Annotated in this window: 20 protein-coding genes, 1 tRNA gene and 1 pseudogene; 8 read left to right on the plus strand and 14 right to left on the minus strand. The window is 67.5% G+C overall.

The genetic code is table 11. The features are described from left to right. The 5 genes and pseudogenes from ASF32_RS22095 to ASF32_RS22110 all read right to left on the minus strand — a co-directional run. Positions 1-630: recombinase family protein (locus ASF32_RS22095; protein ID WP_244483696.1), on the minus strand; the 630-nt coding region annotated here is incomplete at both ends. Position 631: 1 nt separating this feature from the next. Continuing rightward, positions 632-963, minus strand: a pseudogene (locus ASF32_RS24890) (recombinase family protein); the annotation flags it as partial. A gap of 195 nt (positions 964-1158) precedes the next feature. Next, positions 1159-1707: a DUF2924 domain-containing protein gene (locus ASF32_RS22100; RefSeq protein WP_056433801.1), complete on the minus strand. Its 549-nt coding sequence runs from the start codon at positions 1705-1707 to the stop codon at positions 1159-1161. Next, the gene (locus ASF32_RS22105) at positions 1707-2237 is read right to left on the minus strand and encodes a DUF3489 domain-containing protein (RefSeq protein ID WP_056433805.1); all 531 of its coding nucleotides are present in this window, start codon (positions 2235-2237) and stop codon (positions 1707-1709) included. The genes ASF32_RS22100 and ASF32_RS22105 overlap by 1 nt, the downstream gene beginning before the upstream one ends. Before the next feature lie 420 nt (positions 2238-2657). Further along, positions 2658-2733 (minus strand) — tRNA-Ile (locus tag ASF32_RS22110). A 439-nt stretch (positions 2734-3172) separates the two neighbouring features. Here ASF32_RS22110 and ASF32_RS22115 point away from each other — a divergent pair. From ASF32_RS22115 to ASF32_RS22130, 4 genes are all read left to right on the plus strand, one after another. After that, positions 3173-3574 carry a hypothetical protein gene (locus tag ASF32_RS22115; RefSeq protein ID WP_056433808.1) on the plus strand — a complete coding sequence of 134 codons (402 nt, stop codon included), beginning with the start codon at positions 3173-3175 and terminating at the stop codon, positions 3572-3574. Next, positions 3571-3978: a hypothetical protein gene (locus ASF32_RS22120; RefSeq protein WP_018043878.1), complete on the plus strand. Its 408-nt coding sequence runs from the start codon at positions 3571-3573 to the stop codon at positions 3976-3978. Before ASF32_RS22115 ends, ASF32_RS22120 begins: the two co-directional genes overlap by 4 nt. 119 nt (positions 3979-4097) lie before the next feature. Continuing rightward, positions 4098-4358, plus strand: a complete 261-nt coding sequence (locus ASF32_RS22125) for a hypothetical protein (RefSeq protein ID WP_056433811.1) — start codon at positions 4098-4100, stop codon at positions 4356-4358. Between the two features lie 84 nt (positions 4359-4442). After that, the gene (locus tag ASF32_RS22130; RefSeq protein ID WP_056433814.1) at positions 4443-4919 is read left to right on the plus strand and encodes a DUF2934 domain-containing protein; all 477 of its coding nucleotides are present in this window, start codon (positions 4443-4445) and stop codon (positions 4917-4919) included. Positions 4920-4988: 69 nt separating this feature from the next. Here ASF32_RS22130 and ASF32_RS22135 read toward each other — a convergent pair whose 3' ends face one another. After that, on the minus strand, positions 4989-5678 hold the full coding sequence (locus ASF32_RS22135) for an MFS transporter (RefSeq protein ID WP_056433820.1): 690 nt from the start codon (positions 5676-5678) through the stop codon (positions 4989-4991). 137 nt (positions 5679-5815) lie between these two features. Between ASF32_RS22135 and ASF32_RS22140 the strand changes: the two genes are divergently transcribed. Then, on the plus strand, positions 5816-6109 hold the full coding sequence (locus ASF32_RS22140) for a hypothetical protein (protein WP_056433822.1): 294 nt from the start codon (positions 5816-5818) through the stop codon (positions 6107-6109). A 159-nt stretch (positions 6110-6268) separates the two neighbouring features. Further along, complete coding sequence (locus ASF32_RS22145) at positions 6269-6478, plus strand: hypothetical protein (protein ID WP_056433825.1); 210 nt, start codon at positions 6269-6271, stop codon at positions 6476-6478. A 394-nt stretch (positions 6479-6872) separates the two neighbouring features. Here ASF32_RS22145 and ASF32_RS22150 read toward each other — a convergent pair whose 3' ends face one another. The 3 genes from ASF32_RS22150 to ASF32_RS22160 form a co-directional block, all read right to left on the minus strand. Further along, positions 6873-7175, minus strand: a complete 303-nt coding sequence (locus tag ASF32_RS22150; protein ID WP_056433828.1) for a hypothetical protein — start codon at positions 7173-7175, stop codon at positions 6873-6875. Between the two features lie 77 nt (positions 7176-7252). Further along, positions 7253-7681: a hypothetical protein gene (locus ASF32_RS22155; protein ID WP_244477930.1), complete on the minus strand. Its 429-nt coding sequence runs from the start codon at positions 7679-7681 to the stop codon at positions 7253-7255. Continuing rightward, entirely contained in the window at positions 7678-8178 is a 501-nt protein-coding gene (locus ASF32_RS22160) for a peptide deformylase (protein ID WP_056433835.1), read from the minus strand. Before ASF32_RS22160 ends, ASF32_RS22155 begins: the two co-directional genes overlap by 4 nt. A gap of 246 nt (positions 8179-8424) precedes the next feature. Between ASF32_RS22160 and ASF32_RS22165 the strand changes: the two genes are divergently transcribed. Both ASF32_RS22165 and ASF32_RS22170 read left to right on the plus strand, forming a co-directional pair. Further along, the gene (locus tag ASF32_RS22165) at positions 8425-10047 is read left to right on the plus strand and encodes an ABC-F family ATP-binding cassette domain-containing protein (RefSeq protein ID WP_056433838.1); all 1623 of its coding nucleotides are present in this window, start codon (positions 8425-8427) and stop codon (positions 10045-10047) included. A gap of 90 nt (positions 10048-10137) precedes the next feature. After that, on the plus strand, positions 10138-10512 hold the full coding sequence (locus tag ASF32_RS22170; RefSeq protein ID WP_056433841.1) for a hypothetical protein: 375 nt from the start codon (positions 10138-10140) through the stop codon (positions 10510-10512). A gap of 99 nt (positions 10513-10611) precedes the next feature. On the opposite strand, the gene ASF32_RS22175 is transcribed toward ASF32_RS22170, so the two are convergent. The 5 genes from ASF32_RS22175 to ASF32_RS22195 all read right to left on the minus strand — a co-directional run bounded on the left by ASF32_RS22175 (position 10612) and on the right by ASF32_RS22195 (position 20876). Then, complete coding sequence (locus tag ASF32_RS22175; protein ID WP_056433844.1) at positions 10612-12288, minus strand: methyl-accepting chemotaxis protein; 1677 nt, start codon at positions 12286-12288, stop codon at positions 10612-10614. Positions 12289-12674: 386 nt separating this feature from the next. Then, positions 12675-13682: an inorganic phosphate transporter gene (locus tag ASF32_RS22180; RefSeq protein ID WP_056433847.1), complete on the minus strand. Its 1008-nt coding sequence runs from the start codon at positions 13680-13682 to the stop codon at positions 12675-12677. A 5-nt stretch (positions 13683-13687) separates the two neighbouring features. After that, a complete protein-coding gene (locus ASF32_RS22185) occupies positions 13688-14344 on the minus strand; it encodes a DUF47 domain-containing protein (RefSeq protein WP_056433851.1) in 657 nt (218 codons plus the stop codon). Positions 14345-14490: 146 nt separating this feature from the next. Further along, positions 14491-18783 carry a translocation/assembly module TamB domain-containing protein gene (locus ASF32_RS22190; protein ID WP_056433854.1) on the minus strand — a complete coding sequence of 1431 codons (4293 nt, stop codon included), beginning with the start codon at positions 18781-18783 and terminating at the stop codon, positions 14491-14493. Between the two features lie 179 nt (positions 18784-18962). Continuing rightward, entirely contained in the window at positions 18963-20876 is a 1914-nt protein-coding gene (locus ASF32_RS22195; RefSeq protein ID WP_244477931.1) for an autotransporter assembly complex family protein, read from the minus strand. Between the last annotated feature and the right edge of the window lie 576 nt (positions 20877-21452).

Here is a 21452-nt window from a genome sequence, read left to right on the forward strand (position 1 = left end):
GGCTGCCGGCATAGCCGAGATGCTGGGGCAGCCAGATGACGGGCGCCTCCGAAATGCTGGCGAGATAGAGGGACGATGCCCTCGTGCTCTCCGGGATAGTGCCGGTCCTTGTGGATCACCTCGCCGATATAGACCCGGTTGCGCAGCAGATAGGCCAGCGGACCCTTGGTGAAGGCGATGCCGCCCCGGATCGTGCCATCCCGGCGCGGGGATCGCTTCGTCAGGATGCCCTGGCCCTGCAGATCGGCCGCCAATCCGTTGAGGCAACCGAGCGCGAGGTAGCGCTCGAAGATCGCCCGCACTCGCGGCCCCTCGTCGGGGCAAGGGACCAGCTTCTTGTTGTAGACGCGGTAGCCCAGCGGCACGGGTCCACCCATGCGCATGCCCTTGCGCTTCGAGGCCGCAATCTTGTCKCGGATGCGYTCKGCCGTGACCTCGCGCTCGAACTGAGCGAACGACAGCAGGACGTTGAGCGTCAGCCGTCCCATGCTGTTGGTGGTGTTGAAGGCCTGGGTCACCGAGACGAAGGAGACGCCGTGCGCGTCGAACAGCTCGACGAGCTTGGCAAAGTCCGAGAGAGCACGGGTGAGCCGGTCGACCTTGTAGACCACTACCACATCGACGAGATCGNGTCACCGAGACGAAGGAGACGCCGTGCGCGTCGAACAGCTCGACGAGCTTGGCAAAGTCCGAGAGAGCACGGGTGAGCCGGTCGACCTTGTAGACCACCACCACATCGACGCGCCCCGCCTCGACCTCGGCAAGCAGCCGCTGCAGCGCCGGWCGCTCGAGRCTGCCGCCTGAGACGCCGCCATCGTCGTAGGCGTCGGGCAGCAGGCGCCAGCCCTCATGCGCCTGGCTCTTGATGTAGGCYTCRGCGGCCTCGCGCTGGTTGTCGAGGGAGGTGAAGGCCTGATCGAGCCCGTGCTCGGTGGATTTGCGGGTGTAGATCGCGCAGCGCAGGGTCTTCTGGGCTNGCGGCCTCGCGCTGGTTGTCGAGGGAGGTGAAGGCCTGATCGAGCCCGTGCTCGGTGGATTTGCGGGTGTAGATCGCGCAGCGCAGGGTCTTCTGGGCTTGGGGTTTAGGAGCCTGGTTTTTGGGTGCTTGGATCTTCGGAGGCTGGGCTTTGAGGTGCGACGGCTTGGAGAGGGATGCCATCACGCCATCCCTCCCGTGGCCACAGCCGAAAAGGACTCGTCGCCGCTGCTTGGCGCCCTGGTGGCTCCCTTGTCCCGAAGCCCGAAGAAGCGGGGACCGTTCCAGCGGGTGCCGGTGATCGCGCGGGCGACCTCCGACAGGCTGGCATAAGTCGTCTCCCTCCAGGCAAACCCACCCGCCACCACAGTGACGGTGTGGACCTCGCCCCCGAACTCCCGCACCAGCAGCGTGCCGGGTCGAAGCCCTGGGCTTGGGATCGGCGGGACGAGGGGCGGTGCCTTCGGCTTGGCGGCCCGCTCGGCGGCGGCGCGGCGGCGCAGCCTCTCCTTCGCGATCCGATCGAGCAGCCGGGCACTGTCGCGATCGAGATCGCCCAGCATTTTGGCCTGGATGCGGTAGGCCAGGAGCCGCATCATCAGGGTCCGAGACAGATGTGGGGGAGGGGCCGTTCGCAGATGCTGCCGCCAGCGGATGCGCAGGTCGCCCAGATCGAGTGAGGCAAGCGCCTCGATCTCGCGCTTGAGCTCGGGGCTGATCACGGCGGCCATCACCGGGCCTCCGTCGTGGCAATATCAGCCAGGCGATAGACGGTCCGCTCCTCGGCATCGCGTGCTGTTGCGAGGGTCATCCCTCGCTTGCGCAGGCCGGTCAGGGCGGCGCGCGTCGAATGGGCGAGCCAGCCGGTGGCCCCCATCAGGTCGGCGAGCGTGGCGCCCTCGTCACGCCGCAGCATCGCGATGATCAGCGCCTGCTTCGTGCCGGGTCGCGCTTTCGTCTCGGCTCTACCCGATCTGGCATCCGCAACCGGCGGCGAGGCGTCGGAACCGGGTGCATCAGGAGAAAGGCCAAGGCTTTCCCGGCCGACTGGCGTGAGGCACAGTCCGATCGGACCGCGCTCATCGGTACGCCAGTGCGGCTGATCCTTTGGAACGACGACCTCGATCACTAACATCGTCTTGCAGAGCTTGGCGGACAGCGCCTTGGCGGCTCGGGCGTTCAGCCCAGAGGGCCGGGCGATCAACTGGTCTGGTGATTCGGCGGCTGCCTTGAGCAGCGCCTGGTGTGTCTCGTCGATCATGAGGGTGGACCTTGCGATGGGTCGGCAGCGGGTCTGCTGCCACCAGCGCAACCCCACCGATCGCGAGGGATCGGCAGGGGGTCGAAGGCGCAACCGCGTCGGCGGCCTCAAGGACGCTGACAGTTCCGCTCCATTCGCAGCGCAAGTCCAGTCCGAAGTGGCAGTAATTGCTCACACGCCAGTGTACGACCGCCAGCGAACCTCGGCTCCGCTGGCCTGCGAACCGGTCTCCAGCGCGATGAGCAGGCATGTAGCGGAAGCTGCACCGGCAGCAGGCGAGAAAACGGCCAAAACCGCCCAGAATCGGGGTCGCAGCACCGCCCCGGAGAGGAGACCTCAAAACGGCAGCTTTTCGCTATGCCCTTGAGACGCCGCACGTCTCCCGCCAAACGCGAACGTCCGTCGTTCGCGGGGAGCGAGTGGTGGGCCCGGCAGGACTCGAACCTGCAACCAGACCGTTATGAGCGGTCGGCTCTAACCATTGAGCTACAGGCCCCACGCCTATCCCGTAAAAGGAAAGAGGGGGCTTCGTCCAGCCGTGGGGAGTCCGAAGATCACGGATTTTCGCTGGTTGGCCCTCTCCCGTCATTGCGCGATCGAGGCGTGCGGTATCCGTTCCGGGCAGCCTGTTTATGCCGGACGGTTCAGATATTGACGGGTGGTGTAGAGCCGGATCGGCTTTTGTCGTCCTGTCAGCGAAGCTCCAGACGCCGACCGTCGCTGGTCGAGATTCATCCCTCGGCGGCCGGCAGGCCCTCCGACATATGCGCAGCGATGCGCTTCGGGCTGTCGGGTCGAATACGGGGCACAGCGGTGTTGGGTGAGAATGGAGACTCCCATGAGGCAAGGTCGTCTTCGCGTTAAGGTCATGTTAACCCTAGGCCGACGATCGTTCCCGGACGGACCAGGGGTCTGCCGATCCGATTGAGGAGCCGATGGGCCGCACGATCCTCGCTTGCCGGCTCGCCGCTTCATCTCTCGCCTGCACTCTTGCAGGATCGCCCGTTCTGGCCCAGGAACCGCTCCTCCTGAGAATCAGGCCTCCCGACGCCGCTCCGGCCGAGATCGGCGCCAGCGGGGGAATGCCATCGGCGGAGGAAGTGGCACGGGCCCGGGCCGCTCGTGAAGCGGTGTGGGAGCGAGCCGACCGCCGCGCCCGCATCGCGATCGCCTCCGTCTGCAGCGGCTGTCTGCAGCCGGAGCGGCCGGCGCGGCCCAATCCTCAACCGCGCCCGGAGGACGCCGTCGTCCGGACGCAGACGACACCGCCCGCCGCCAACACGGCTCCGGCCCACACACTCGCCCAGACATCCACGAGCCAGACAGGTATTCCATGACCCAGTCGCACCCCACCAGCGGCGCCGAGCCGGATCCCGCCTGCCCGGTCTCCCTCGACCTGCTCGGAGCGGTCTACCGTGCCGAGCCCGAGGACCTGCCCGAGATCCTCGCCGAAATCCCCCCCACCACTCGCGCCAAGCTTGCCGTCTATCTCTACGGCAAGAGCCACATGCATCAGCTCGGCCTCTCTGTCGCCCGAGCCTGCGAGCGGGACGACCTCGTGCGTGTCGCGGGCGAGATCGGCTCGGTGGTCCATGGCCAGGCGCAGATGAAATCCGCACGGCCCGCGGCTCCGAACCCCGCCGCCCCGCCGCCGCCCCGCAAGATCAGCCTCGGCGGCGGTTCGGCCCCGAAGAAGATCAGCCTCGGCGGGTCCTCCGCGAAGTCGCGCTCCTTCGATTGAGACGCGCTCACGGAATCGTGCATCCGTGACGTCGGTTCGACCGAGCCGCCCGTTTCGACCATGGCGAGCCGCGTGGCATAAGCGCGGCCATTGCGCCCGTCGGCGTGGAGAGGACTGACATGTTCGGTGCGTGGTGGAAGCTCGGTATGGACGCGACCCTGCTCGCGATGGAATCGCAGCAGGTGATCGGCCTTCGTCTCGCCAAGCTCTCCCTGGGCGGCCCGGCCGCGCAGATCGAGGCTCAGCGTATGGTCAGCGAGAAGATCATGGCGGCCGGCGAGGCGGCCATGATGATCGCGACCGGGGTCTCCACGCAGAAGGTGGTCACGGGATACCGCCGAAAGGTCCGCGCCAACGCGCGACGCCTCTCGCAAGCCTGAGACGCCCTGGCCGCGGGGCGACATTAACCGAGCATTAACCAACCTCCGCTTCCATCGGGGCCACCACCCACGAGGAGAGCGCGAATGAATCCCTTCGAGCAGCTGGTGCGCGAGCGCGCCTATGACATTTGGGAAAGCGAGGGCCGAGTGTTCGGCCGCGCCGAGGATCACTGGCTGACGGCCGAGGCCGAGTTGCGCGCTGCGAGCCTTTCCGCACCGGTCTACGTTCAGCCCGTGACCGCCGATCTCAGCCTGGCACCGAGCCCGGCCAAGACCCTGAAACCCCGCGCCTCGCGGAGCACCGCCGCCAAGGCCGTCGCCGAGAAGGCCGTGGTCCAGGCGTCCGAGACCGCGCCGCGCCAGACCAAGACGGCCAGCGCCAAATCGTCTTCGGCCAAGGCTGCTTCTGCCAAAACACCGGCCGCGCCCAAGGCGCCCAAGGCCGCCTCGACCAAAACTGCCGCGACGAAGACTGCATCGAGCTCCACGGCGACGAAACCGCTCCGCGCCACGAAGCCGCGCGCCGTGGCGCCGATGGAATCCGCCGCGACCGTGCATTGACGGCAAGCGGATCCGCTCAAGCCCGCCGCCCCTCGCCGGGCGTCGGGCTTCTTTTTTGTACCTTGTGATTCAAGCGGCGCGCCGTCGCTTGCTCCAGCACAAGAGCGCGGCCGCCACCATGGTGAGGGCGAGCAGGACAACGTTGAACACTGCCACAGCCGGCCAAGCCTGGGCTGTCCAGAACCATCCGCCGGCCAAACCAAGGCAGCTCGAACCGAGATAGTCAGCGCGAAGGTACAGGGACGCTGCATGGCCCTTGGACTCGGCCGCCATCCGACCGACCCAGCCGCTCGCCACCGAACGCGCCACGAAGAACCCGACCGTGACCGCCGCAACGCCGACGATCATGCCGGGAAGCGAGGGCAGCAGCGTGAGGGCGATGCCCACCGCCATGATCAGGATCCCCGAGGCGAGGACGGAACCACGACCGAACAGGTCCGTCCGGGAGCCTGCCGTCGAGGATGACATCACACCGAACAGGAAGACGGCGAAGACCAGACTGATCTGGGCCTGGTTGAGGCCGTAGGGCAGGGCACTCAGCCGGAACGTCAGGTCGTTGAAGGTCGCGACGAAGACGCCGAGAACAAGGATCCCGGTGGCGAAGAGCAGCGGCAGGCCGGGATGACGCAGGTGACAGGCCCAGGCTCCCAGATGGTAGGCCGTGTTGATGCCCGAACGCCTGATGAAACGGACCATGTCGAGCGCGGCATCTGGGTCGGGGAAATGCTGAGAGCGTAGGGACAGGTCGGGCAGAACCAATGGAGATCCTCTCCGTTCTGGTCCGCCCTTCCCATGGCGCAGCGATGGGATGGGCGGAACGTCGCGACAACCTTTGCTGTTATAGGATCACGTGATCGATTCGCGCCGGATCCCGGCCAGTGCTTCCGAGGCCTGTGATGAAGACCGCCTTTTCCGCCTTGCTCGCCCTGACGATGATGGCGGCTCCCTTTGCCGCCGAGGCCGGTTCCGGTCCCTATCGGGATCGTCCGGTGGTGCAGGACATCGACTCCACCGGTGGCATCACGGTGGGTGGCCGGGCGCCGTGGAACCAGGCCTGGGAATACGATTCCGGCAGCGATAACGACCGCCGGCCGGAACTGCCCTATTATCAGCAGGGCCGTGGCCAGCAGACCGGCGGGCCGGCACGCAACCTCTTGCCCGATGACGGTCTCCACATTGTCCCGCGCTGAGGGTCCAGTCTGGAACCGCTCTGCAAGCCACACATGACACAAATGCGTCAGAACCGGCTGCCGGCTATGAATAGTCGGCGAAAGGGACTGGCGGAGGCGGACGTCTTCGCGTAGCGAACCGCCCGGGGAAAAGTGATCCCGAGCGACGGAACGCAGACCATGGCGCATCAGGCCCAGTCGAGCTTCGATTCTCAGCGTCCTTATGAGCGGATGGCGCTCCAGGACCAGGTCGAGGCCGCAGTTCAAGACGGCACGACCCCGATCAGCCGGCTTCTGCGGCTGATGTTCGCCGTCGATGCGGATGCAACGGCCAACGAGAACCTGCGCCTGCGCCTGCGGGCGCGTATCGGCGCACCGCGCAGCGTCTGATCGTCGGCAGACGTAGCCTATCGCCGCCGACGTGCGGAGCGTGGCTGGGAACGCGCCATGCAGGTCATGTAGATCTGCCGGCCGACCGCGTAGAGCCCAATCCCACCCGGATCGGGCGTGACGAACACCTTCGCACGCGCCTCGTTACGGCAGGCTGCATCCTGCGGGCTCTTGATCGGGGCCTCTGCTCGAGCCTGCGAGACCAATCCCAACAATCCCACAGCGACCATGCAGGCGATGCGGCGTCCTCGACGGCCAGCCGATTCTCCACCGCATGATCCGGTAGTTTCACCCATGAGTTTACCCCCCTTCGTTGCGGCTAAGGTAGGGCGGTTCGTCGGAAAAGCGCATCGGTATTAGGTGCCGAATATCCGCTTCCCTCCGGCACGACTCCCTATGGTTTGATCCAGAGGCAGGAGGGCTCGTCCCTCACCGCGAGGCATTCGAACGGAGCGCCGCCGATCATGGCGCGGTGTTCCGGTGCGCCGACACGATCGCGGGCGATTCGGCGGCAGCCGGGATGGTCGCCGAGATCGGCCCGAGCCTGCCCCATCAAGACCCGCAGGTTGACCAAGGTATCGCAGGCGACCACCTCGCTCGCCGACATCGAGCCGGCGCCGGCCAGGGTCGTTCCCGCCATGCCCACTCCCGTCATGATCAACAGGAGGGCGATTCCCCGGTGGTGCGGCGGCTTCATAGTGTGGATCTCCGGCTTGGCTCTACCGGAGGCGATATAGGGCGCGCTGCGGCATCGCCCGCCGCTATGACGCGCCGTCAGCGCTTGGATTTGGGGGGCGGCGCCTTTTTGACCGCTCGCGCCGGATCGGCCGGGACGACCGTTCCGGCGATGGTCCAGGAACAGATGCTGGTTCCGGTGATGCCAACGCAGTCGTACTCGTTGCCGTTGAGGGCGGCATGGTCCGTGATGGCATTGACCGTATCACGTCCGAGAAGATTGCAACTCAGGTGGTCGGCCTTCGGATCGGCCAGGGTCGCGGACGCTTTCTTGAGGTCACCTTCCGACTGGCGCAGGAGAAGACGCAGATTGGCCAATGACGGGCAGCCAATCGCCGGCGCGGAGGGCAGGGCCGCGGACGACGGCAGGGGCGTCGGAGCTTTGGCCGGCTGCGCTTCGGCGCGCGCCGCCCCTATCGCTGCGAGGAACAAGGCCGCCAGCGGGCGGGAACGGGATCCACGCCTCATGCCGCGCGCCTCGCCTTCGCGTAGCGCTTCACCGCACGGTCCCGACGAAGCCGCGACAGGCGCTCAATCCAGAAAATGCCGTCGAGCTGGTCGATCTCGTGCTGCAGGCAGGCCGCCTCGAACCCCTCCGATTCGATTTCATGCCAGGCCCCGTCGAGATCGGCATAGCGAAGGCGTATCCGCGCCGCCCGCTCCACGGTGTCGGAGACGCCCGGCATCGAGACGCTGCCCTCGGTCTGAGGCTCCGTCTCGGGTGAGGCGAAGACGATCTCCGGATTGACGTAGATCGTCGCCGGCGTACCGGGCTCGAGCCGCAAAGCCACCACGCGGGCGAGCCACCCCACATGTGGCCCGGCGAGGCCGATGGCCGAAACCCGGGCGAGGGCGGCGACGAGATCCGCGGCATCGCGGCGAAGGTCCTCGTCGAACACGCTTACCGGTTCGGCGCGCAGACGCAGCCGTGGATCGGGGTAGAGGATCAGCGACTGGACCGGCACGGGGTAGGGGACCTTCGGCAGAGAAGCTTCGGCGAATACCCTTTGAATGAGGCGATGCGTGGATACGCGATCGGCCCGGCGCTGTCCAAGCAAGGCCCTCGCGGCATCTGGGCTCGGGTCCGGCCGGGGCACCCATCCGCGACAGCGAGGCCGTGCCTCGCGGATCGTGCCCGCGGTGCCCCGCCTTCCGCTTCCGCGCGCCATGCCGTAAGGCCGCGGGACAGATCTCAGGACAACGATGCGCGCATGATCCGCCTCGAGAAAATCGGCAAGCAGAACGGACGGCAGATCGTCTTCATCGAGGCGTCGGCCGCTCTCCAGAAGGGCGAGAAGGTCGGCCTCGTGGGGCCGAACGGCGCCGGCAAGACCACCCTGTTCCGGATGATCACCGGCGAGGAGGAGCCCGACGAGGGTCAGGTCGCCACCGATCGGGGCATCACCATCGGCTATTTCAGCCAGGATGTCGGCGAGATGTCGGGCTGCTCCGTCGTCTCCGCCGTGATGGACGGGGCCGGCCCGGTGAGCGTGGTCGCCACAGAACTGAAGCAGATCGAGGCCGGCCTCGCCGATCCCGACCGGATGGACGAGATGGATGCGCTCGTGGAGCGCTACGGCGAGGTCCAGGCCCGGTTCGAAGAGCTCGACGGCTACGCCCTCGAAGGCCGGGCCTACGAGGTGCTGGCGGGCCTGAGCTTCTCCCAGGAGATGATGGACGGCGACGTCGGCAAGCTCTCGGGCGGCTGGAAGATGCGAGTGGCTTTGGCCCGCATCCTCCTGATGAACCCGGACGTGATGCTCCTCGACGAGCCCTCCAACCATCTCGACCTCGAAAGCCTGATCTGGCTCGAGGCGTTCCTCAAGAACTACGAGGGCGCCCTGCTGATGACCTCGCACGACCGCGAGTTCATGAACCGCATCGTCTCCAAGGTCATCGAGATCGATGGCGGCACCCTCACCACCTATTCCGGCGACTACGGCTTCTACGAGCAGCAGCGGGCCCTGAACGAGACGCACCAGCAGGCGCAGTTCGAGCGCCAGCAGGCGATGCTCGCCAAGGAGATCAAGTTCATCGAGCGGTTTAAAGCCCGCGCCAGCCACGCCGCACAGGTGCAGAGCCGGGTGAAGAAGCTCGACAAGATCGAGCGGGTGGAGCCCCCCAAGCGCCGGCAATCGGTGGCGTTCGAGTTCCAGCCGGCGCCGCGTTCGGGCGACGACGTCGTCATCATCAAGAACGTGCACAAACGCTACGGCAGCCGCACCATCTACGAGGGACTCGACTTTTCCATCCGTCGCCGGGAGCGCTGGTGCGTGATGGGTATCAACGGCGCCGGCAAGTCGACCCTGCTCAAGCTCGTGACCGGCTCGACCCCGCCCGACGACGGCAGCATCGCGGTGGGGGGAAGCGTCAAGCTCGGCTACTTCGCCCAGCACGCCATGGACCTCCTCGACGGCGACCTCACCGTGTTCCAAGACCTGGAGCGCTCGTTCCCGCAGGCGGGCCAGGGTAGCCTGCGGGCGCTGGCCGGCTGCTTCGGCTTCTCGGGCGACGACGTCGAGAAGCGCTGCCGCGTGCTCTCGGGCGGCGAGAAGGCCCGGCTGGTCATGGCCAAGATGCTGTTCGACCCGCCGAACTTCCTCGTCCTCGACGAGCCGACCAACCACCTCGACATGGGCACCAAGGAGATGCTCATCACGGCGCTGGCGAACTACGAGGGCACGATGCTGTTCGTGAGCCACGACCGGCACTTCCTCGCCGCCCTGTCGAACCGCGTCCTCGAACTCACCGCCGACGGCATCCATCAATATGGCGGCGGCTACACCGAATACGTCGCGCGCACCGGCCAGGAGGCACCGGGGCTGAGGAGCTGAGCGGCTGGTTTCCCCCTCTCCCCGCGGGCGGGGCGAGGGGATGCACGGTAACGAAAGCGCCTCGAACCCGATCACCCCAGGAGACCGACCATGGATGCCAAACTCGCTGACATCGTCAGGGCGGCGGCGGCACAGGCCCGGCGCAAGGCCCGCGCCTTCGACGGATCGTCGTCGAAGGACGCATTGCCCTGGGCGGTGATCGAGGCCTTCGATGCCGACGTGCGTGGGCATGTGGAGCGCGACCGCCGGATCGAAGAGGAACGCGACCGGGTTCTCATCGCCGCGGTCAATTTCGCCGAGACACCGGTCGAGGACGGCGAGGAGGCGGTCGGGGCCGCGCGGGATGCCCTTATCGATGCGATCGACTACCTCGAACAGGCTGTCCTGCGCTTCGGAAGCGTCAACCGCCAGGGAGCCAAGCTCGGCTACGGCGAGACGGGACAGAGGGTGACCGACGGACGGTGAGGGTTTCGCCCTCCGGGGGTGAACCCGGGCGGTCGACATGAGAACGGGCCAGGCTCCCGCGAGCCCGACCCGTTTGTTGGTCCGCGCGGTGGAATCGGGTCAGGCGGCCCGCACCGTGGCAAGGAAGCGGTGCACTTCTCCGGTGAGATGTTCGGATTGCTGGGAGAGTTCGCCAGCGGCGCCGAGCACCTGGCTCGCGGCCGCTCCGGTCTCTTCGGCAGCACTGGCCACGCCGGCGATGTTGCTCGTCACCTCGTTGGTACCGGACGAGGCCTGCGAGACGTTGCGCACGATCTCCTGCGTCGCCGCGCTCTGCTGCTCGACCGCCGCCGCGATGGCAGTCGCCACGGCATTGATGTCCCGGATCCGCATCGTGATCGAACCGATGGCCGAGACCGCCTGACCGGTGGCGCCCTGGATGTGGCCGATCTGCTGGGAGATCTCCTCCGTGGCGCGGGCCGTCTGATTGGCCAGTTCCTTCACCTCGGCGGCGACCACCGCGAAGCCCCGGCCCGCTTCACCGGCGCGCGCGGCCTCGATGGTGGCGTTGAGGGCGAGCAGGTTGGTCTGGCTGGCGATCGTCGAGATCAGGCTCACCACATCCCCGATCCGGCTCACGGCACCGCTGAGTTCCTGCACGAGGCCGGCCGTGGCGTCAGCCTCCGTTACGGCGGATTGTGCGAGAGTGGCGGAGCTCGAGACCTGTCGGCCGATTTCCTGCACGGACGTGCCGAGTTCCTCGGCGGCGGCAGCGACGGTGTTCACGTTGACGGCGGCCTCCTCGGCTGCGGCGGCCACGGTGGTGGATTGCGACGCGGTCTGTGTCGCCGTCACCGTCATGGCCTGCGCCGTGGCCTGAAGCTCGGTGGCGGAGGAGGAGACCATGCCGATGATGCCGCCGACAGCCGTCTCGAAATCCTCGGCCATCTTGCGCATTCCAGCACGGCGCTGCTCCTCGGCGGAAGCCCGAGTGAGGACCGTGTCCTCTTCGAGCTGACGCGTGCGGATCAGGTTGGTCCGGAACACTTCCACCGCCTGGGCCATCTCGCCGATCTCGTCGCGGCGGCCCATGGAGGGAACGGCGGTCGTCTCGTCACCGCCGGCAATGTGACGCATGGCCTGGGTCATGCGCTCGATCGGGCGGGCAACGCCGAGGAACGAGAAGATCATGGCCGAGACGGCCATCACGATGCAGACCGTGAGCATGATGATCGAGATCCGGATCGCTTCGGCCTGCTGGCTGCGCGCCGCCTCTCCGGCGGCGTTGGCAGCTACCACGTTGATCTCGACCAGACGGGTGGCCGCGTCGGCGACCGCCCGATAATTCGCGTGGTTGCCTTCGCGGAAGAAGCTCAGCGCCTGGTCCCTGTCGGTCTCGCGCATGGAGCGGAGCTTTCCCCAATCGGCCTTCAGAATCTCCATCTTGGCGATCAGATCCTCATAGATCGCCTTTTCTTCCGCTCCGGAGATCAGGGACTTGTAGTCTTCGATGGACTTGTTGCGCTCCAGCATCATTTCGTTCGCAAGCTTGAGATCGGCCTGCTCGATGGTGCTGTTGGGAGCGGTCAGGTAGCGCAGCTGGGACGTGCGGACCCGGAGCACCAGACGATTGATCTTGTCGGCCTGGGTCACCGACGGCACGGCATTGTCGACCAGAACGGCAATCTTCGTGCCGATGTCCTGAAGCTTGTATAGGGCCACCAAGCCCTGCGCTGCCGAAATCGAAACGACGATGCTGAACAGACTGATCAGTACGGCCTTGATCGACAATCGCATGACTTATACTCCCCCAACGATACAATGATAATAACCGAATAAAGAGTCTTATTTAATATTTTATAACTACTTGTATGAAATATAGTTCATCGATATTTGATTTATATTCGCTCCACTTGAACGATCGCGTATTCAAATTTACGTAAATAAAAACTCTGCCCGCCCCACCGATGACTTGAATAACGACAAAACATGTATTGTCACGTCCAACTCGCGAAAACCTTACCGCGAAACTTATTTCAGTATTCGCGAGCATCACAACTGACCACCAATATCGGCGCAGCAGCGGTAGTGTGAGGCGTGCCTGATTTCCCTCGACCACGAGCAGAAGGGTCTCGCGCGGAGGTTCGCGGCATCATGGCTCCAGGCGAGCCGGGCAAGATCGCTCAGCCGAGCCAGCCCGTCAGGACGTAGCAGCATGCGGCGATGAGGGCGGCGGCGGGCAGGGTCAGGACCCAGGCGACGACGATGTTCCCGGCAATGCCCCAACGGACCGCCGAGGTCCGGCGGGCCGCGCCCACGCCGACGATGGCGCCGGTGATGGTGTGCGTGGTCGAGACCGGGACACCGAGCCATGTCGCCAGGAACAGGGTGATTGCGCCACCCGTCTCGGCGCAGAAGCCCTGCATCGGGTTCAGGCGGGTGATCTTCGAGCCCATCGTGTGGACGATGCGCCAGCCGCCGAAGAGGGTCCCGAGCGCCATGGCCGATTGGCAGGCCAGGACCACCCAGAGGGGAACGTGGAAGCTGCTCCCCAGATGCCCCTGCGAGTAGAGCAGCACAGCGATGATCCCCATGGTCTTCTGGGCGTCGTTGCCGCCATGTCCGAGGGAATAGAGCGAGGCCGAGACGAATTGCAGGAGCCGGAAGCTCCGGTCGACCCCGAAGGGCGTGGCGCGCCGGCAGGTCCAGGACACGATCAGCACGAGGAGGAGGGCGAGCAGGAACCCCACGAGCGGGGACAGCACGATGGCAGCGATCGTCTTCGACAGGCCGGACCAGACCACGACGTCGAACCCCGCCTTGGTGATGCCCGCCCCGACGAGGCCGCCCACCAGCGCATGCGAAGAACTCGACGGAATGCCGAGCACCCAGGTGGCGATGTTCCAGGCGATGGCGCCGACCAGCGCGCTCAGGATGACGCGCGGATCGACGATCCCGGCATCGACGATCCCGGTCCCCAGGGTCTGCGCCACATGGAGGCCGAAGAACAGGAAGGCGATGAAGTTGAAGAACGCCGCCCAGAGCACCGCGTATTGCGGGCGCAGCACCCGCGTCGAGACGATGGTGGCGATGGAATTGGCCGCGTCGTGCAAGCCGTTGAGGAAGTCGAAGAACAGGGCGACGGCGATGAGGCCGGCCAGCGCCGGCAGCGCGAGGGAGGCGGCGTCCATGCCCGTCACACGTTCTCGATCACGATGCCGCTGATCTCGTTGGCGACGTCCTCGAACCGGTCGACCACATCCTCCAGGTGCCCGTAGATCTCGGCGCCGATGATGTAGGCCATGGTGTCGCCGTCGCCGCCATCCTTGCGATGGGCCCGGTAGAGAGCCTTGAGGCCACGCTCCTGCAACTCGTCCGAGCGGCCCTCGACGCGGGTGATGCGCTCCGTGAGGGTGTTGATGCGTCCCGCATGGGTGCCGACGGCGTTGAGCAGGGGGATCGTCTCGGCCGTGAGACGCGCCGCCTCGAGCACGGTGTCGCCCATCTCGCGCATGAGGGGGTCGAAAGAACGGATTTCGTAGAGGGTGATCGTCTTCACGGTCTTGTTCATCTGGTCGATGGCGTCGTCCATCGACTGGATCAGATCCTTGATGTCGCCGCGGTCGAAGGGGGTGATGAAGCTGCGCCGGACCGCGAGCAGAACCTCTGCGGTGATCGCGTCGGCCTCGTGCTCGCGATCGACGATCACCTGGCAGTAGCGCGGCACGCCGTCGCCGCCCTTCAGGACGCCCTGGAGTGCCTCCGCTCCCGCGACGAGGGTCTGGGAATGGCGTTCGAATAGGTCGAAGAAGCGATCCTCCCGCGGCATCAAGGCCCGAAACCAGCCCATCATTCGGCGTGCCCCTTCCCGATGTGGCGGGCACTCTCCGCTCGGCGCCGCAGGCTATGTCAGCCGTCAGGTGACCGTGGCCCTGAGAGTCCTGCCGGCCGATAACGTCTTCGAGGCCGCTCCGGTGCCGGTCATTCGCTCCGACCCCATCAATATTCCCATTCGGCGCCCACCCCCACGGCGGTGCGACCGTCGCTGCCGGCCTCGCCCTGGATCTTGATGCGACGGGTCACGTCGTAATCCACGGTGGCAGCGGTATCCTGGGGCTTGGCGCCCGCCTTCACGCCGACGCTGAGACGGTCGCTGAGATAGCGCGAGGCACCCAGGGCCGGACCGCCGCTGGCTCCGGTGGAAACGTCCAGGCTGTCGAGGCCGAGCCCCTTGCGGGCCTGTTCGAACACGTCCGGGCCGCCGGCCCCGCCGGAGAGCTGCGACACGGCCTGGGCGAGCTGGAGCGCCTGGAAGGGCGAGAGTCCCCCGGCCGCCTTCTTGAACAGCAGCCGCGACAGCACTTCGTCCTGCGGCAGGGACGGGTCGGAGGTGAGGACGAAGTCGGGCTGGTTGGCGGGGCCGGTCACGGCGACGCGGGCGGTGACCTCGGCGGCCTTGGTCTCGGCCTGGAAGTCGAGATCGGGGATCGCGAGCTCGCCGTTGAAGGCCAGGCGGCCGCGGGTGAAATCGAGGCGCTGACCGATGATGCTGAGGCGCCCGCGACGCATGGCGAAATCGCCCACCGCCACCGGGTCGCGCGAAGTGCCGGTGAGGCGCAGGTCACCGCCGAGTTCCGCGTCGATTCCGCGTCCACGCACGAAGATGCGGTTCGGCGCATGGACGGCCACGTCCAGCGTGGCGTCGAAGGGCGGGGGCGCCTTCCTGCGCTTGCCCAATGCGGCGACCTTCGCCTTGCGGTCGGCCTTCGCATCGAGGCGCACCCGTACGTCGGCGGGCGTATTGACCCGGCGCACGCCGGGCAGGGGCTGCACGGTCGCGGGCAGCCGATCGGGGACCGTCACATCGACGGAGACGAGGTCGACCCGTCCCGACACTTTCGGCGTCCGCGCCAAAGGACCGCTCAGGGCGAGGTTGAGGCTCGCAGTGGCGGTGACGATGGGGCTGGAGACGAGCTCGGCCCGCTCGGCGGTGATCTTGAACGCGCCGGGGAACCCGCCATTCGGGTCCAGGGCCACGCGCCCGCTGGCCTGAAGGCCGCCGCCGTTCCGGGTCTGCGCTGTCAGGCGCTCCACCACGAGGGTATCGCCCCGCCCGGTGACGCGGCCCTCGATCTGCTTGAGGGCGATGCCCTGGAGCGGATCGGTGAAGCTGCCGCCGGAGAGGGTGGCGGCACCCTCGGCACGGGGCGCGTCGAGGGTGCCCGAGACGCCCCCGTCGAGGGCGATCCGGCCGGCGACCCGCTGACCGCCGACGCTGAGCAGGCTGTTGGCCATGGCCGCGTCGAGGGTGCCGCGCAGCTTCAGCGCGATGGGTCCGCCCGCCGAGACGGGCAGGAAGCCGGCAAGGGTCAGCTCGGCGCCGCGACCGGCCGAGACCCGGCCCTCGATCCCGGCGCGGCCGTCGCCCAGTGTGCCACTCGCCTTGGCGTCGATGGGCGGCAGGCCGGCCTTGCGCGTCTCCGGTGTCACGACCTTCGCCACCGACAGGGCATAACGCCCTTCCGGCCGCGCGGCCGTGCCGTGGATATCGGCGTCCCCGTCGAGGGTGCCGGTGAGGGCGAGGCTCGGCGAGGCAATGCGGGCAAGAGCCAACGGCAGCGCCCGGATGCCGAGTTTCAGGTCGAGATTCGATCCGGCGCGGCCGGCGAGGCTGACCCGCCCGGTACCGGCGGCGATGACGAGACCGTCGATGACGGCCGAGCCCCGGTCGAGGGTGATCGTGGCGGGACCAGCCAGCGCCAGACGGTCCTTGCCGCGTGACGCGGAGAAGCGCGACAGCTCGATCCGCGTGGCCTCGGCCGGAACCAGCCGGGCAGCCCCGTCGAGATCGAAACCTCGCGCCTTGGCGGTGAGGGTGATGTCGCTGGCATTGGGCGACCCCACGGCCAGGAGGCGCACGGTGTCGATGGACTCGCCGGCGGCGATGACCCGGTCGGCATTGACCCGGCCGTCCACCACGGGATGGGCGAGGAGATCGCGGCCGGTGAGGTCGGCGTCGAGCTGCGCGAGGCCGATCTCACCCGAGCGCAGGGAGGCGCCCTTGGCCTTCACCGACGCGTCCTGGCGTCCTCCCTCACGCGAGAGGGCGACGGTCGCGTCGAGGCTTCCGGCCATCGGCGTGAGGGCGAGCGGCGACAGATCGTCGAGATTGGCGGCCGAGAGCGTGACGCTGCCCTGCGCGAGGAGGGTGGCCGCATCGACGGCCGCCTTACCGGCGAGGGTAGCCGAGCCGAGATTCACCGCGAGCCGGTCGAGGGACCAATCTGCGCCCGAGCGGGCGAGATGCACGTCCCCGCGCAGGGTCTTGCCGCCGATCTCGCCGCCCAGCGCCACCGTTCCATCGAGCGCCCCGGTGAGGTCCTTGAGCGCCGCGGCTACGCGCACGTCCCGGATCGGGCGGCCGAGCGCCCGTCCGTCGGCAGCGGTGAGGGTGGCGGTGAGGTCCGGTTTCTCCAGGGTTCCGGAGAGCCGTCCGTCGAGGAGGGCGCGACCGGCAAGGCGCGGATCGAGGGCGGAGAGGGTCTTCACGTCCACCAGGAGCTTGGCGTCGGCGAGACGCGCCGTGGCCTTGCCCTCCAGCCGGGCCACCATCTCGGCGCCGTCGAGCTTCACACCATCGAAGCTGTACCCATCGAAAACCTGGGAAAGCCTGCCCGAGAAATGCGGCTCGCGGCCCAGGAGCCGGTCGAGGGCCGGCAGGCCGAGGACAAGCCCTTGTGTCGTCGCATCTACATCGGCGGTCACGGCCTTGCGGGCGGGGTCCCCGCTCAAGTTCGCCTTAACGGCGACGCTGCCGGCCAGGGTCCGGTCGGCGACATCGGAGAAGGCCGAGAGATCGGCGAGGCCCGCCTTCAGCGTGCCCGTGAGCGTGTTCTGGCCGACGCGGCCGGCATAGGAGAGCGTGGCGGTGGGCGCGTCAAGATCGAACGCCGCCACATCGACCACGCCATCGGGTTGGAGCGTGCCACGGAAGGTGAAGGCACCGCGCGATCCGACCGCACGGCGCAGGGCCGGGTCGGCGAGCTTCAATCCTTCCACATTGGCATCCGCACGGAGCGCGAAGCGGGTGGCATTGGGGTCGCCGCCCGTGGGTTCCATGGCGAGGCTGGCGGCGATCCGCTCGAGGACGTTGCCGTCCGCGCGCAGGCCCGCCGCCTTGAGGTCGCCGTTCACCCGTGGCCGCGCGATCGGCCCCTTCACGGTCCCGTCGAAGACGAGGGTGTCGAGCTCGGCATTGGCCGCCTTGGTGACGCTGCCATCGGTGGGGACGGCGCGGGCCGAGATGGTGAAGTCGGCGACCCGCTCGGGCGTGAGGCCGCCCGACGCGTCGAGGCGGGCGGTGCGGGAAGCGAGGGCGAGGCGGTCGATGCCGAACGCGCCGTTATCGGCAAAGCGCAGGGCGCCGTCGAGCTTGGTGGTGCCGGAGAAGATCGCAGCCGCCGGGCCGGGCAGCAGCCCCTCGATCCGCGAGGAGAGGTCGAGGGTGAGGGAGCGGTCGGCGCCGGCCCGGGCGATGCGGGCCGTGCCCTTGGCGCCGAGATCGGGGCCGGCATCGAAATCGAGCCGGGCGTTCCAGGCATCGAGGGTGCCGCGCCCGTCGAGATCGAGGTTGATCGGCGGCTCGCCGGGGAGATTGGCGAATTTGGAGAGGAGGCCACCGGCGGCCTCCACCAGGGTGGTCTTCACCTCGAGCTTCTCGCCCTTGGGCACGAAGAGCAGGCGGGCGACGAACTGCCCGGTGGCGTCGAGGCGGCGCACGGACAGGTCGAGGTCGAGCCCTTCGGACGGGGCGCCGAGCTTGGCCTTCCCCTCGGCGGACAGGCGCGCCGGCTGACCGGCGACGGTCTCGCCGAGGATGAGTTCGGCGAGCTTGAAGGCGGTGATCTCCACCTTCACGGGCAACTCGGGAAGCAGCGAGCCATCGGGCTCCGGCGTCGCCGAGACCGGGGCGGGGAGGGGACGGCGCAGCACTTCGAGGCGGCCGATCTCCAGGCTGTCGACCTGCAGCCGGCCGGAGAGGAGGGCGAGGCGGCTCCAGACGAGGCGCGCCTTGTCGAGCTTCAGCCAGGGACCGTTGCGATCGCTGATCACCACGTCGCGGATCGTGGCGTTCGACGAGAGCGCCCCGTCCACGGCACCGATGGACACCTGGGAGCCCGGCGTGGACAAAGCCTTCGACAGGAGCCCGCCGAGCACGGTCTTCTCGCCGTCGTCGGCGCGGGTGTAGGTCGCGGGAACGGCGATGCAGACGGTCAGAGAGACGATCGCCACGATGACGCGCGTTCTCCCTCCCCCCCTTGCGGGGGAGGGTGGCCCGCGAAGCGGGTCGGGAGAGGGGAGCGCCATGTCCGGAGAGGTCGGCCCCTCTCCCGCCTGCTCCGCAGGCACCCTCCCCCGCAGAGGGGGGAGGGTCGATGCGCACCGAACTATAACCCGTCCGAAAAATTCCATCAGAACGACTGCCCCAGGCTGATGTACAGGGCCACGGGACGTTCGCGGTTCCCCTTGATGCGGTCGAGGGGGAACGCCACGTCGACGCGGATGGGGCCGATGCCGGTATAATAGCGAAGACCGAGGCCCGCCGCGTAGCGGATGCGCTCTTCGAAATCGGGCAGGCTGCCCTCGAAGGCTGTGCCGGCGTCGAAGAACGGCACGATTCCGATTGTGTCGGTGATCTTGACCCGCGCCTCCACCGAAGCTTCGAGCAGGCTACGCCCGCCCACCGGCAGGTTGAACGGCCCGCGTGGGCCCAAGGTCCGATAGGGGAAGCCACGCACCGAGCCGCCACCGCCGGCGAAGAAGCGGATATTGGCCGGGATGTCCTCCAGGCTCGCGCCCGAGATGGAGCCGAATCCGACGCGGCCGGCGAGGATGTAGCGGGCCTCGTCGTCGAGGGCGTAATAAGTAGAGCCCTGCGCCTTGGCGACGAAGATCGACGGATCCGAGCCCAGGAACCCGGCATAGGGTGTCACCGAGGCGGTGGCACGGAACCCCTGCGTCGGATCGAGCAGATTGTCGGTGGAATCGTAGGCGACGGAGAGTGGCACGCCGACGAGGCGGTAATCGACCTTTCCGAGCGCGTCCTGCGAGCGTCCGGCCTGACCGTCGACGCCGATCTGCGCGTAGAACGTGTCGGAGAACCGGTGCCGGATGCCGATCGTGCCGCCGGCCGCGTCCGAGACGTAGGATTGCTGCGCCTCGCGGCCCGCGAAGACATTGGCCACGAGATCGTTGCGCGTGCCCCATAGAGCCGGCTTGACGAAGGTTGCGGAGATCCGGCCGCCCAGCCCGTTCGAATCGATCCCGGCGGCCTTGCGCTGCGCAGCGTAGAGGTCGTTGCCGAGATAGTAGATGTCGGCATCGAGCCGCAGAGTCTCTCCGCCGCCGAACAGATTCCGGTTGGCATAATAGGCACGGATGCCCGGGCCATCGACCGTGGAGAAGCGGGCCGCGACCCCGATCAGGTTACGGTCGCGCTCGGTCACGTCGACGAAGATCGGCAGGTTGCCCTGCGCGTCGAGCGCCTCGCCCTCGCGTACCCGGACGGAACCCAGGGCCTCCACCTTGGCGACGGACCGGCGAATGTCGGCCACGGCCTTGGGTGAATAGGGATCGCCCGGCTCGCTATAGATGAAGGAGCGCACCACCGCCGGGTCGATGCCGGTGGTACCGCGCACGACGACCTCGCCCAGCCCCGCGATCGGCCCGGGATCGATGGTGAAGCGCACATCCATGACGTGGGCCTCGTCATCCACCACAGGATCGCGCGAAACCGCCTTGGCGAAGGGATGGCCCAGCGCCCGGAAGCGGTCGACGATCTTCGCCTCGCGGGCGAGAACGGTGGCGGAACGAGCGGGGACGTCGTCACCCACCCGGGTGAAACGCTCGGGCAGCACTTCGGACGGGAAATCGTTGCCGCGCGGATCGGAAGCCGTCACCGTGCGGAGCTTATAGAGCGGTCCGGCATCGACGACGATCTTCACGGGCACCAAGGCCCGGTTCCGGCCGCCCTCGGCGGCACGCGCCGCAGCCGCCACCGAGGCCTCGCCCGTCAGTTCGACGCCATCGATGCGGATGGCGACCTTGCCCTGGTAATAGCCGTAGCCGGAGAGCACGTCGGACAGGCGGCGAAGGTCCGCCTCCGCCCGCCGCACGATGCCCTCGCCGTCGGGCGGAGCGTCCTGGCGAAGGCGATAGAGCGTGGAGGTGTCCTGCAGAGCCTGCAGCACGTCGTCATCCTCGAGCCCCTGAAACTTCACCGAATAGGGCAGCGTGTCGCCGCTCGGTGCCGGCGGCTCTTCTTCGGAACCGAACATGCCGAACAGGTCGAAGGCGATGGCGGGGGAAGCGGCTAAGGTGCTCATCGACACGCCGCCGAGGACGGCCATGGCCACGCCCGCGCAGCCGTGTTTCAGGCCTCTGCCCTTTAGGTCACGCGTGTTCGACGTCACGAAACACGGCCCGCCCGTGATTCGGACCGGTCCGCTCTCGCCCCTTGCAACGGCATGCCCGCAAAGGTTCGTCTGTCAGCCGTCGATTCCGTCATCCCGCCCCCGCTTCGATGCCGGTCAACCTTCCGTGACGACCCCTCACCGGGTCGTTAAGGTCGTTCCTCGCCTCATGTCGCAGAGTGGCAAGCCTAGACCGCACCACCAACGAGGGCAATCTCGGCCGGTGCCGCAGCCCTTCGTTCAGTCGGCTCCGGGGAAGGATGGAAATCGCGCATCTCGACGGGAACCCGGAACGGCCGGGAGCCTTGTCTGAACATCGCAGGCACCCTAACTTTCACCTATCGGACCTTGTCTTCCACGATCCCCCGCCGGTTCAATCCGGGTCGCACGCCCAGCAGTCATTGCAGAACTGCCGCGGTCTGTCGCTTCGATCTCATCGCATCTCCGAAACCCTGCGCCCTGTCGGCCGCACGTCGTTTTCTGCGGCCC

This window comes from Methylobacterium sp. Leaf91, assembly GCF_001422815.1.
In the GTDB taxonomy this organism is placed as follows: domain Bacteria; phylum Pseudomonadota; class Alphaproteobacteria; order Rhizobiales; family Beijerinckiaceae; genus Methylobacterium.